The sequence below is a fragment of the Hydrogenophaga sp. genome (genome assembly GCF_026125825.1).
Taxonomy (GTDB): Bacteria; Pseudomonadota; Gammaproteobacteria; order Burkholderiales; family Burkholderiaceae_C; genus Hydrogenophaga.
Window position 1 is genome coordinate 20,275 of sequence record NZ_JAHCKK010000056.1, and the last position, 11,182, is coordinate 31,456.

General features: G+C 68.0%; 12 protein-coding genes and 3 tRNA genes. 12 read left to right on the top strand and 3 right to left on the bottom strand.

The features are described from left to right. Positions 1–39: 39 nt before the first annotated feature. On the bottom strand, positions 40–435 hold the full coding sequence (gene apaG, locus KIT86_RS16885; RefSeq protein WP_297400470.1) for a Co2+/Mg2+ efflux protein ApaG: 396 nt from the start codon (positions 433–435) through the stop codon (positions 40–42). 105 nt (positions 436–540) lie between these two features. Here apaG and rpe point away from each other — a divergent pair, with 105 nt between their 5' ends. Next, entirely contained in the window at positions 541–1,230 is a 690-nt protein-coding gene (gene rpe, locus KIT86_RS16890) for a ribulose-phosphate 3-epimerase (RefSeq protein ID WP_297400446.1), read from the top strand. After that, on the top strand, positions 1,227–1,919 hold the full coding sequence (gene gph / locus KIT86_RS16895) for a phosphoglycolate phosphatase (RefSeq protein WP_297400448.1): 693 nt from the start codon (positions 1,227–1,229) through the stop codon (positions 1,917–1,919). Before rpe ends, gph begins: the two co-directional genes overlap by 4 nt. A 6-nt stretch (positions 1,920–1,925) precedes the next feature. On the opposite strand, the gene KIT86_RS16900 is transcribed toward gph, so the two are convergent. Then, positions 1,926–3,050 carry an ABC transporter substrate-binding protein gene (locus KIT86_RS16900; RefSeq protein WP_297400450.1) on the bottom strand — a complete coding sequence of 375 codons (1,125 nt, stop codon included), beginning with the start codon at positions 3,048–3,050 and terminating at the stop codon, positions 1,926–1,928. A 92-nt stretch (positions 3,051–3,142) separates the two neighbouring features. Beyond that, positions 3,143–3,736, bottom strand: coding sequence for a chalcone isomerase family protein (locus KIT86_RS16905; RefSeq protein ID WP_297400452.1), 594 nt, complete (start codon positions 3,734–3,736; stop codon positions 3,143–3,145). 416 nt (positions 3,737–4,152) lie between these two features. Here KIT86_RS16905 and trpE point away from each other — a divergent pair, with 416 nt between their 5' ends. The 10 genes from trpE to KIT86_RS16955 all read left to right on the top strand — a co-directional run bounded on the left by trpE (position 4,153) and on the right by KIT86_RS16955 (position 11,133). Beyond that, complete coding sequence (gene trpE / locus KIT86_RS16910; protein ID WP_297400454.1) at positions 4,153–5,667, top strand: anthranilate synthase component I; 1,515 nt, start codon at positions 4,153–4,155, stop codon at positions 5,665–5,667. A gap of 101 nt (positions 5,668–5,768) precedes the next feature. After that, positions 5,769–6,338, top strand: a complete 570-nt coding sequence (locus KIT86_RS16915; protein WP_297400471.1) for an aminodeoxychorismate/anthranilate synthase component II — start codon at positions 5,769–5,771, stop codon at positions 6,336–6,338. Beyond that, positions 6,335–7,405, top strand: a complete 1,071-nt coding sequence (gene ltaE / locus KIT86_RS16920) for a low-specificity L-threonine aldolase (RefSeq protein ID WP_297400456.1) — start codon at positions 6,335–6,337, stop codon at positions 7,403–7,405. The genes KIT86_RS16915 and ltaE overlap by 4 nt, the downstream gene beginning before the upstream one ends. 13 nt (positions 7,406–7,418) lie before the next feature. Continuing rightward, positions 7,419–8,057: a LysE family translocator gene (locus KIT86_RS16925; protein ID WP_297400458.1), complete on the top strand. Its 639-nt coding sequence runs from the start codon at positions 7,419–7,421 to the stop codon at positions 8,055–8,057. A 20-nt stretch (positions 8,058–8,077) separates the two neighbouring features. Beyond that, on the top strand, positions 8,078–9,127 hold the full coding sequence (gene trpD / locus KIT86_RS16930) for an anthranilate phosphoribosyltransferase (protein WP_297400460.1): 1,050 nt from the start codon (positions 8,078–8,080) through the stop codon (positions 9,125–9,127). A gap of 14 nt (positions 9,128–9,141) precedes the next feature. Then, positions 9,142–9,942 carry an indole-3-glycerol phosphate synthase TrpC gene (trpC, locus tag KIT86_RS16935; protein WP_297400462.1) on the top strand — a complete coding sequence of 267 codons (801 nt, stop codon included), beginning with the start codon at positions 9,142–9,144 and terminating at the stop codon, positions 9,940–9,942. Positions 9,943–9,949: 7 nt separating this feature from the next. After that, complete coding sequence (locus KIT86_RS16940; protein ID WP_297400464.1) at positions 9,950–10,681, top strand: uracil-DNA glycosylase; 732 nt, start codon at positions 9,950–9,952, stop codon at positions 10,679–10,681. A 67-nt stretch (positions 10,682–10,748) separates the two neighbouring features. Next, positions 10,749–10,834: transfer RNA gene (locus KIT86_RS16945), tRNA-Tyr, on the top strand. Positions 10,835–10,909: 75 nt separating this feature from the next. After that, a tRNA-Gly gene (locus KIT86_RS16950) sits at positions 10,910–10,983 on the top strand. 75 nt (positions 10,984–11,058) lie between these two features. Then, positions 11,059–11,133 (top strand) — tRNA-Thr (locus tag KIT86_RS16955). The last annotated feature ends 49 nt before the right edge of the window (positions 11,134–11,182 follow it).

The following is an 11,182-nucleotide window of genomic DNA, read 5'->3' on the forward strand; positions in this document are numbered from 1 at the left end:
GGTCGCCGGGTGGGATGCCGCGGGTGGGCGCGTCGGGCTTCAGTGCAGCACCCGCGCGGGTGCGTCGCCCGTGCCCGGCGCACGCAGCGCGAACTCGGCCACCTCGGCCTCGAAGCGCTCGCCGTCCTCGGCCACGCAGAAGAAGCTGCCGCGCATGGTGCCTGTGGGCGTGGCCAGGCGCGTGCCGCTGGTGTACTGGAAGGACTCGCCGGGGCGCAGCAGGGGCTGGTGCCCGACCACGCCCAGGCCCTTGACCTGCTCGGTCTGCCCGCGTGCGTTATCGATGATCCAGTGCCGCGCAATCAGCTGTGCCGGCACCTCGCCCGCGTTGGTGATGGTGATGGTGTAGGCGAAGGCGTACACGTCTTCATCGGGCGACGACTGTTCGCTCAGGAACTGGGGTTCGACCTCGCAGGTGAACAGGTATTTGGGCATGGGCGGCATGTTACCGCGCGCCTGCACCGGCGCGGCCAGCCCTGCGAGAATGGGGTCTTTGGCCCGATCACCGCGCCCGCCCATTCCCCACCAGCCAGGTTGTCCATGTCCCAGCTTCCCGTCCAGCACCGCATCGCTCCCTCCATCCTGTCCGCCGATTTCGCCCGCCTGGGCGACGAGGTGAAGAACGTCATCGCCGCTGGCGCCGACTGGATCCATTTCGACGTGATGGACAACCACTACGTGCCCAACCTGACGTTCGGGCCCATGGTCTGCCAGGCGCTCAAGCCGCACGCCAGGAAGCCTGACGGCACGCCGGTGCCGATCGATGTGCACCTGATGATCCAGCCGGTGGACGCGCTGGCCGGGGCTTTCATCGACGCCGGCGCCGACCTGGTGAGTTTCCATCCCGATGCGAGCGCCCACGTGCACCGCAGCGTGCAGGCCATCAAGGCCAAGGGCGCGAAGGCCGGCCTGACCTTCAACCCCGGCGCACCGCTGGACGTGCTGGACTGGCTGATCGATGACATCGACCTGATCCTGATCATGAGCGTGAACCCGGGCTTTGGCGGCCAGAGCTTCATCGACTCGGCGCTGCGCAAGATCGAGGACGCGCGCCGGCGCATCGAGGCCAGCGGCAAGGACATCCGGCTGGAGGTGGACGGCGGCATCAAGGCGGACAACATCCGCCGAGTGGCCGATGCCGGAGCCGACACCTTCGTGGCCGGCAGTGCGATCTTTGGCAAGCCGGACTACAAGGCCGTGATCGACCAGATGCGGGCGGCGCTCCAATGAGCGGCATTGCCGACGCCCGGCTGGGCGCCCTGATCGTCGACCTCGACGGCACCATGGTCGACACCTTGGGTGACTTCGACGTCGCCCTGAATGAAACCCTCAAGGACCTGGGCCGCCCGGTCGTGGCCCGCGCCGACATCGAACGCATGGTGGGCAAGGGCTCGGCGCACCTGATCCGCTCGGCGCTGCTGCACGGCGGGCTCGGTGCCGACGAGGCCGCCCGCGTGCAGCCCGAGGCCTGGACGCGGTACCAGGCGCACTACCTGGCCATCAACGGCCAGCACAGCGCGGTTTATCCTGGTGTCGTCGAAGGACTCACCGCGATGCGCGAGCGGGGCCTGCCGCTGGCCTGCCTGACCAACAAGCCGCTGAACTTCGCGCGCCCGCTGCTGAAGGCCAAGGGTCTGGCGGACTTTTTTGCCCATGTGTTCGGCGGCGACAGTTTCGAGCGCACCAAGCCCGACCCCCTGCCGCTGCTCAAGACCTGTGAAGCCCTGGGCACGGTGCCAGCGCAGACGCTGATGGTGGGCGATTCGCAGAACGATGCGCTGGCCGCGCGCGCGGCTGGCTGCCCGGTGGTGCTGGTGACCTACGGCTACAACCACGGCGAACCGGTGCGCGGGGTCGACGCCGACGCCTTCGTGGACCGCCTCGACGGCCTGCCCGGGCTGCTGCCGGCCAGGGCCTGAGGGCGATCAGTACAGCAGCTTGCCGTCGCCGGACACCACGCCGATGTCCACCCAGTTGCTGCCCAGGTTGCCCTTGGCGAAGTTGACGCGGAACCCGCCGAGGTCGACCTCGCCCATGGCGCGCAAGGCCTGCGCGATGCCCGAGGGGTTGAGGCTGCGGCTGCGCCTGGCAGCCTCGGCAAACACCCGTGCGGTGATGTAGCCCTCCATGTGGAAGGTGGTGTAGTCCGTCAGGGCGGGGTGGGTCTTGCGCATCGCGGCGCGGAAGTCGCGTTGCAGCGGGAGCGTCGCGCCCATGGGGTTGGGAAAGGTCTGCGACAGGCCCACGCCGCGCGCGCCGTTGCCAGCGAACTTCACCAGCGCCGGTGCGGGCAGGTAGGACAGGCTGAAGATCTGTTGCGAGACGCCCGCCGCCCGCAAAGCGGCGATGGCCTCGCCCGAGAACTTGGGCGCGCCCACCACCAGGGCCGACTGCGGGTTGGCCGCGGCCAGGGCCTTGGCCGCCTGCGCGAGCGCTGCGGCGTCGGTGGCGGATTGCGCCTCCACGATCTCGATGCCACCCAGCTCGGCCGCGGCGCTGCGCGCCGAGGCCAGCCCCGAGGAGCCGATCGGGATGTTCTGGTGCAGCACCCCCATGGAGCGGATGCTGAGCGCGCGCGCGTGCGCCACGATCTTGTGGATCTGCTGCTCGTCACCCGCGCGGATGTGGAACAGCTTGGGATGCCCGGGCGAGCGCAGCACGCTGGCCCCCGGCACGGCATTGAGGATCACGATGTCGGTGGTGTCAAGCAGCTGGCTGTCGAGAAGGCCCTTGAGGGTGGCCGAGCCCAGTGGTGTCAGCAGCGCCACCGGCTTTTGCGCCATCACCGCGCCCAGTTGCTGCCGAAAGCCGTCGAAGGTGTAGGTGTCGTCCAGCTTGACGAGCGAGACCCGCCGGCCCTGGATGCCGCCGCGGCCGTTGATCTCGTCCAGCGCGGCGGTGAGGCCCTCGTTGAGTTCTTTCGGATCGGGCGCGGGCAACACGGTGAAGGGGCCGATTTGCGCCACCACGATGTCGCCGGTGTCCTGGGGCAGGCCCGAGACGGGCAGGAGGGCGGCGGCCAGGGCGGCCATCAGACGGCGACGGATCATGGTGAATGCGGCATGGTGGGGAATGACCCGCATTCTGGCGGGCCCGGGCGTCCGTTCGGCAGCGCAACGGGGCCGCGTGTCGCGCGGGCGGGTCAGCGCGCGGGCTTGCCCAGCAGAGCGTCCTTGAGCAGGTGGTCGGCCGGCTTGGGGCCCAGCCAGATGCGCAGCAGGGCGTCGTAGAACTCGGGTTCCTTGAACGGCTCGCCTTCCACTTTGCCCTTGATGGTGAGCACGGCGCCCGTGCCGGGCACCCAGTCCACCAGAAAGTTGTCGCCAGCCTTGAGGTTCTTGTGGTCGCTGAACACCTGGCTCATGCGCAGCACGCCCGGGATGAGCTTGGAGAAGGCGCTGCGGTCCATGTTGTCCTCCATGCCGCGCGAGAACAGCTTGCCGAGCTCCGCCGAGTCGATGTCGCGCAGCATGGTGATGCTGATGCGTTTGGGGCCCTTGGTCGCCAGCACCGCCTCGGGTGTGCTCGCCTTCTCGCCGAGGTACAGACCGGCGGTGTAGACCTTGAAAACCGCCTTGTAGCGGATGCCTGCGCCGTTGAGCAGCAGCGGGCTGCCGGCCACGGTGGCGCGGTCTTCCAGCTTCACGCCAGCGAGCTCGACGGTGGCGGCCTGGGCCACACCCGTGCCGATGAGGGCGAAGACCAGGGCGAGGGTGGGCATCAACGGTGTTTTCATAGGGTGTGTCCGGCTGGGTGCGGTCGATGGCGCGCAAAAAACGAACACCCGTTCGTTTCGCCAGGATTGTCCTTGCCGAGTCTGCGCCGGACATCAGGGTTTGGCCGTAGAACCAAAGCTTGGGCGCGTGATGTGGGACACGGCCATGGCGCTTTGTTACACTGCGCCTTCCATGTTCAATCCACGCACATCCTTTTCAGGTGGTCTGCCGAGCCGCAATGGCCGGGGAGCCTGGCCCTGGCGCAAGCCAGCGTAAACGTGCACCTTCCCCCGGGGTTTGCACAGTCCGCGCGCGTTCCACGCCGCCGCTGTCACCCCACCCCGAACCCGGCGGATGCTTCGCCGGATGGCATGGACCCCAGCCCCACCCGATGCGTCGACGATGACCTGGCGTGTGGCCGATGGAAAGAACGAACATGATCACGGAACTCGAATTCAAGAGCCTGGCCCAGCAGGGCTACAACCGCATCCCGCTGATGGCCGAGGCCTTCGCCGACCTCGAAACCCCGCTCTCGCTCTACCTCAAGCTCGCGCACGGCCGAGGCGACGGCAAGCACAGCTTCCTGCTCGAATCGGTGGTGGGTGGTGAGCGCTTCGGGCGCTACAGCTTCATCGGCCTGCCAGCGCGCACGCTGCTGCGCGCCACCGGTTTCGGCGCCGAGGCGAAGACGGAGGTGGTGCGCGACGGAACTGTCATCGAGACCGCGCATGGCAACCCGCTGGACTTCATCGCGGCTTACCAGAAGCGCTTCAAGGTCGCGCTGCGCCCGGGCCTGCCGCGCTTCTGCGGCGGCCTGGCCGGCTACTTCGGCTACGACGCGGTGCGCCACATTGAGAAGAAGCTGGAGAACAGCTGCCCGCCCGACACCCTGGGCTGTCCCGACATCCTGCTGCTGCAGTGCGAAGAGCTGGCGGTGATCGACAACCTCTCAGGCAAGCTCTACCTGATCGTCTACGCGGACCCGGCCCAGCCCGAGGCCTATGCCAATGCCAAGAAGCGGCTGCGCGAGCTGCGCGAGGCGCTGAAATACTCGGTGAGCGCGCCGGTGGTCAAGCCCAGCCAGAGTTACCCGGCCGAGCGCGATTTCGCCAAGGCCGATTACCTCGCGGCGGTCGAGCGGGCCAAGGAGCTCATCGCGGCCGGTGATTTCATGCAGGTGCAGGTCGGCCAGCGCATCAAGAAGCGTTTCACCGAGTCTCCGCTCAGTCTGTACCGCGCGCTGCGTTCGCTCAACCCGTCCCCCTACATGTACTACTACCACTTCGGGGATTTCCACGTGGTGGGGGCGTCGCCGGAAATTCTGGTCCGCCAGGAGCACACGCCGCAGGGCCAGAAGATCACCATCAGGCCGCTGGCCGGCACGCGCCCGCGCGGCGCCACGCCCGAGCAGGACAAGGCCACCGAGACCGAGCTGGTCAACGACCCCAAGGAGCGCGCCGAGCACGTGATGCTGATCGATCTGGCGCGCAACGACATCGGCCGCATCGCCAAGACCGGTAGCGTGAAGGTGACCGAGGCCTTCTCGGTGGAGCGCTACAGCCACGTGATGCACATCGTGAGCAACGTCGAGGGCATCCTGGTCGAAGGCGCGGACGGCCAGCCCGTGGGCAGCATGGACGTGCTCAAGGCCACTTTCCCGGCGGGCACGCTCACCGGCGCGCCCAAGGTGCATGCCATGGAATTGATCGACCAGCTCGAACCCACCAAGCGCGGCATCTACGGCGGCGCCTGCGGCTACCTGAGCTACGCGGGCGACATGGACGTGGCCATCGCCATCCGCACCGGCATCATCAAGGACCAGACGCTCTACGTGCAGGCCGCTGCCGGCGTGGTGGCCGACTCGGTGCCCGAGATGGAATGGAGGGAAACCGAACACAAGGCGCGCGCGTTGCTGCGTGCGGCCGAACTGGTCGAGGAGGGCCTGGAATGAAACCGATCCTGAGCGTCGCCCAGCCGTCCGAAGGCGTGAAAGCCCCCCTGGAGGGCAGCGAGCCGCGCGCCGCGGCAGAGCGTGCCGGCCTTCGTGTCCTGATGGTCGACAACTACGACTCGTTCACCTACAACATCGTGCAGTACTTCGGCGAACTCGGCGCCGAGGTCAGTGTGGTGCGCAACGACGAGATCACGCTGGAGGCGATGGATGCGCGCCTGGCCGCTGGCCAACTGGATCGCCTGGTGATCTCCCCGGGCCCATGCTCGCCCGCCGAGGCCGGCATCTCGGTCGCGGCGATCCGGCACTTCGCGGGCAAGCTGCCCATCCTGGGTGTGTGCCTGGGGCACCAGAGCATCGGCGCGGCCTTCGGTGGCAAGATCATCCGCGCGCAGGAGCTGATGCATGGCAAGACCTCGCAGATCACCACCACGCGCCAGGGCGTGTTTGCCAACCTGCCCGAGCAGTTCACCGTGAACCGCTATCACTCGCTGGCCATCGAGCGAGCGAGCTGCCCCGATTGCCTTGAGGTCACGGCCTGGACCCCGGACGGCGAGATCATGGGTGTGAAGCACAAGACGCTGGCCATCGAAGGCGTGCAGTTCCACCCCGAGAGCATCCTCACCGAACATGGCCACGCCATGCTCAAGAACTTCCTGGAGCAGGCATGAACACCACCGTCGACTTGCGAAGCGACACCGTCACCCAACCCACCGCCGCGATGCGCGAGGCGATGATGGGCGCGCCTCTGGGGGATGACGTGTTCGGCGACGACCCCTCGGTGCAGGCGCTGCAGGAACGAATCGCCGCGATCACCGGCAAAGAGGCCGCGCTCTTCATGCCCAGCGGCACGCAGAGCAATCTGTGCGCGATGTTGTCGCATTGCGAGCGCGGTGAAGAGTACATCGTGGGCCAGAACGCCCACACCTACCGCTATGAAGGCGGCGGTGCGGCGGTGCTGGGCAGCATCCAGCCGCAGCCGCTGGCCCAGAACGCCAGTGGGCAGATGCAGCTCGCCGACATCGCGGCCGCCATCAAGCCCGACGACCCGCACTTCGCCCGCACGCGCCTGCTGTGCCTGGAGAACACCTGGAACGGCCACCCCATGCCGGCCGATTACCTCGACGGCGCCACGGCGCTGGCGCGCGAGCACGGGCTGTCCGTGCACCTGGACGGCGCGCGCGTGTTCAACGCGGCAGTGGCCGCAGGCGGCGACCCTTATGCGGCCGTGCGCGGCATCGTCGACCGGTTCGACAGCGTGTCGGTGTGCTTCAGCAAGGGGTTGGGCGCGCCCGTGGGCTCGGCTCTGTGCGGTTCGCAAGACCTGATCCGCCGGGCGCTGCGCTGGCGCAAGATGCTGGGCGGCGGTCTGCGGCAGTCGGGCCTGCTCGCGGCGGCCGCGCACCACGCGCTGGACCACCACGTGCGCCGCCTGGCCGACGACCACGCGCTCGCGCAGCGCCTGGCCCAGGGACTGGCCGGCATCGACGGCTTGAGCGTGCGCTCCGCACAGACCAACATCGTGTTCGTCGACGTGGCTGGAGGGCATGGGCCTGGTCTGCTGGGCCATCTCGCGAGGGATGGGGTGCTCGCCACCGGCTTGATCGGCCTGCGTTTCGTGACGCACCTCGGCGTGGACGCGGCCGGCATCGACCGTGCGATCGCCAGCACCCGGGCCTTCTTCGCGCAGGGCTGCGCGGCGCCTGCCGCGCGGGCCGACGGCACCGCCGTCTACTGAAGCGGAGCGCCCCATGCCCGATTGGCCGCAACTCCTGCTTTTCATCGCGGCCGGCTGGCTGCTCAACCTCACGCCCGGCCCGGACGTGCTCTACATCGTGAGCCAATCGCTGCGAAGCGGCGTGCGCGCTGGCCTGGTGGCCGCGCTGGGCATCTTTGCGGGGTGCTTCGTGCACGTGGCGATCGCTGCCGTCGGCCTGGGCGCCTTGCTGGCGGCCTCGGCCATGGCCTTTGCCGTCGTCAAGTTCATCGGCGCGGCCTACCTGCTGTGGATGGGCGTGCGCCTGCTGCGCGCCACACGGCCAGGCTGGGCACCCAGCGCCGCGCCGGGCGAGGCCGATCTGGGGCGTGTGTTTCGCCGCGGCTTCCTCACCAACGTGCTCAACCCCAAGGTGGCGCTGTTCTTCCTGGCCTTCCTGCCGCAGTTCATCGCACCTGACGCCAGCCACAAGACCCTGGCGTTCCTGGCCCTGGGCGTGTTGTTCAGCTTCAATGCCCTGCCGGTGACGCTGGGGTATGCCTGGCTCGCGGCCTGGGCTGCCAACCGCGTGCAGCAGTTGCGCCGCGCCATGCACTGGCTCGACCGCGCCACCGGCGTGCTCTTCATCGGCTTTGGCCTGAGGCTGGCCATGACCGACCCTACCGCCCCGTAAAGAGACCCTTGGAGACCTTCATGTCACCCACCTCCGCACACAAGATCACCCCGCAGGAAGCCCTGCAGCGCACCATCGAGCACCGCGAGATCTTCCACGACGAAATGCTGCACCTTATGCGGCTGATCATGAGTGGCGAAATGTCACCGGTCATGATGGCCGCGTTCATCACCGGCCTGCGCGTGAAGAAGGAGACCATCGGCGAGATCACCGCCGCCGCGCAGGTGATGCGCGAGTTCTCCACCAAGGTGCATGTGGCCGACAAGACCCATCTGGTCGACATCGTGGGCACGGGCGGCGATGGCTCGCACACCTTCAACATCTCCACCTGCGCCATGTTCGTGGCCGCCGCGGCAGGCGCGCGCGTGAGCAAGCACGGTGGGCGCAGCGTATCGAGCAAGAGCGGCAGCGCCGACGTGCTGGAGAGCCTGGGCGTCAACATCAACTTGCCGCCAGAGGCCATCGCGCGCTGCATCGAGCAGGTGGGCGTGGGCTTCATGTTCGCACCCAACCACCACCCCGCCATGAAGAACGTCGCCCCGGTGCGGCGCGAGCTGGGCATCAAGACCATCTTCAACATCCTCGGCCCGCTGACCAATCCGGCTTCGGCGCCCAACATCCTCATGGGCGTGTTCCACCCCGATCTGGTGGGCATCCAGGTGCGCGCGCTGCAGCGCCTGGGCGCCGAACACGCCGTGGTGGTGTACGGGCGCGACGGCATGGACGAGGTCTCGCTCGGCGCCGCCACGCTGGTGGGCGAACTCCGCAACGGCGAAATCACCGAATATGAAATCCACCCCGAGGACTTCGGAATGACCATGGCCAGCAGCCGCGCGCTGCGGGTGGAAACGCCGCAGGCCTCGCGCCAGATGCTGATGGGCGTGCTCGAAGCCCGCGACGACCCCACCTTCAAGGCCGCCGGCGAGATCGTGGCGCTCAACGCGGGCGTGGCGCTGTACGCAGCCAACGTGGTCGCCGACATGGGCGAAGGCATTGCGCTGGCGCGGCGCACGCTCGCAAGCGGTGCGGCGCTGGCCAAACTCGAACAACTCAAGGCCTTCGCGGCCTGAACCGGAGCCTCGTCATGAGCGACATCCTGCAGAAGATCGTGGCCGTCAAGCACGAGGAAATCGCCGCTGCGCGGCGCAAGACGCCGCTGGATGCGGTCCGGTTCGACGCCGAGAGCCGGGTGCTCACGCGCGACTTCGAGGGCGCGCTGCGCGCCAAGATCGCCGCCGGCCAGGCTGCCGTGATCGCCGAGGTGAAGAAAGCCAGCCCGAGCAAGGGCGTGCTGCGCGAGGACTTCATCCCCGCCGACATCGCGCAAAGCTACGCCGAGGGCAATGGCCAGGTGAGCGCGGCCTGCCTGTCGGTGCTGACCGATCGCCAGTTCTTCCAGGGCAGCCCCGATTACCTCAAGCAGGCCCGCGCCAGCTGCGACCTGCCGGTGCTGCGCAAGGACTTCATGGTCGACCCCTATCAGGTCTACGAGGCGCGGGCCATGGGCGCCGACGCCATCCTGCTGATCGCCGCCTGCCTGGACGACGCGCGCATGGCCGAGCTCGAGGCCGTGGCCCTGGGTTTGAACATGGCGGTGCTGGTGGAGGTGCACGACCGCGCCGAGCTGGAGCGCGCGCTGCGCCTCAGGACCCCCCTGGTCGGCATCAACAACCGCAACCTGCGCACCTTTGAGGTGTCGCTGCAGACCACGCTGGAGATGCTGCCGGACGTGCCGGCCGATCGCCTGCTGATCACCGAATCGGGCATCCTCGGCCGCGCCGACGTGCAGACCATGCGCGAGGCCGGCGTCAACGCCTTCCTGGTGGGCGAGGCCTTCATGCGTGCGCCCGAGCCTGGGCTGGCGCTGGCCGAGCTGTTTGCCTGAGGTGGCGATGCAAGCCGGTTTCGACTGGGACGAGCCCCCAGAGGCAGCTCATCTGGTGTCGGCTCAGCCGGCCGACTGGCCGGTCCAGCCGGGTTGGGCCGGCCTGGTGGACCGATTCTGGGCGTCGCCCCCGGGACGTGGGTTGCAGGACTTCCTGGCCGGGCGGCTGGCGCAGGGCGCCGTGGTCTACCCGCCCAGGCCGCTGCGGGCCCTCGAGCTCAGTGCGCCTGAGGCGGTCCGCGTGGTCATCCTCGGCCAGGACCCGTACCACGGACCTGGACAGGCGGAAGGGCTGGCCTTTTCTGTGGCCCCAGGCGTCAAGATTCCGCCCAGCTTGCGCAATATGTTTCAGGAGCTGCAGCGTGACCTGGGTATTGCTGCGCCCGCCGACGGCTCGCTGGTCCGCTGGGCGCGGCAGGGCGTGCTGCTGCTCAACACCGGCCTGACGGTGGAAGACGGCCAGCCCGCCAGCCATGCGGGCCAGGGCTGGGAGGCCCTGACCGACGCCGTCATCCAGCACTGCGGGCATACCGGCGACCCCAAGGTGTTCCTGCTCTGGGGCGCGCACGCCCAGAAAAAGACGCCGCTGATCGACGCGCGGCGCCACCTTGTGCTCAGCGCCAACCACCCGTCGCCACTGTCGGCCCGGCGCGGCCCGGTGCCGTTCGTCGGCTGCGGACATTTCGGGCTGGCCAACGCCTGGCTGGCCGGGCAGGGCCGGGCGCCGATCGCCTGGTGACCGGATGCACAGCAAGGGGTGAGCGCCAAGTGCCACAAATCCATGGCATAATCGCGGGCTGCGCTATGGAGGGGTGGCCGAGTGGTTAAAGGCAGCAGACTGTAAATCTGCCCGCTTACGCGTACGCTGGTTCGAATCCAGCCTCCTCCACCAGCGATCGATGTGACGTGTTAGCAAATGGGATGTTTCGCCCAGAGAGTCGGTGCCGTGTGGTGCCGGTTAGGTCGGGCGGGAGTAGTTCAATGGTAGAACCCCAGCCTTCCAAGCTGATGACGCGGGTTCGATTCCCGTCTCCCGCTCCATGTCCTGTTGATGGCTGGTTGTGTTTTTGACAGGCGTTTGAGATTTCAGGGGTGTCCGGTCCGCCGGGTGCCTTTGCCCATGTGGCTCAGTGGTAGAGCACTCCCTTGGTAAGGGAGAGGTCGCGGGTCCGATTCCCGCCATGGGCACCAGTGATATTCCTGCATTGTTCTGGTGTTTCGGCAATTTTGATTTTGGAGC

Excerpts from the sequence above, each read along its gene's own strand:
- trpC (WP_297400462.1), top strand. The coding sequence starts at position 9,142 with ATGAGCGACATCCTGCAGAAGATCGTGGCCGTCAAGCACGAGGAAATC.
- ltaE (WP_297400456.1), top strand. The coding sequence starts at position 6,335 with ATGAACACCACCGTCGACTTGCGAAGCGACACCGTCACCCAACCCACC.
- gph (WP_297400448.1), top strand. The coding sequence starts at position 1,227 with ATGAGCGGCATTGCCGACGCCCGGCTGGGCGCCCTGATCGTCGACCTC.
- KIT86_RS16900 (WP_297400450.1), bottom strand. The coding sequence starts at position 3,050 with ATGATCCGTCGCCGTCTGATGGCCGCCCTGGCCGCCGCCCTCCTGCCC.
- trpE (WP_297400454.1), top strand. The coding sequence starts at position 4,153 with ATGATCACGGAACTCGAATTCAAGAGCCTGGCCCAGCAGGGCTACAAC.
- KIT86_RS16905 (WP_297400452.1), bottom strand. The coding sequence starts at position 3,736 with ATGAAAACACCGTTGATGCCCACCCTCGCCCTGGTCTTCGCCCTCATC.
- trpD (WP_297400460.1), top strand. The coding sequence starts at position 8,078 with ATGTCACCCACCTCCGCACACAAGATCACCCCGCAGGAAGCCCTGCAG.
- rpe (WP_297400446.1), top strand. The coding sequence starts at position 541 with ATGTCCCAGCTTCCCGTCCAGCACCGCATCGCTCCCTCCATCCTGTCC.
- apaG (WP_297400470.1), bottom strand. The coding sequence starts at position 435 with ATGCCCAAATACCTGTTCACCTGCGAGGTCGAACCCCAGTTCCTGAGC.
- KIT86_RS16915 (WP_297400471.1), top strand. The coding sequence starts at position 5,769 with ATGGTCGACAACTACGACTCGTTCACCTACAACATCGTGCAGTACTTC.
- KIT86_RS16925 (WP_297400458.1), top strand. The coding sequence starts at position 7,419 with ATGCCCGATTGGCCGCAACTCCTGCTTTTCATCGCGGCCGGCTGGCTG.
- KIT86_RS16940 (WP_297400464.1), top strand. The coding sequence starts at position 9,950 with ATGCAAGCCGGTTTCGACTGGGACGAGCCCCCAGAGGCAGCTCATCTG.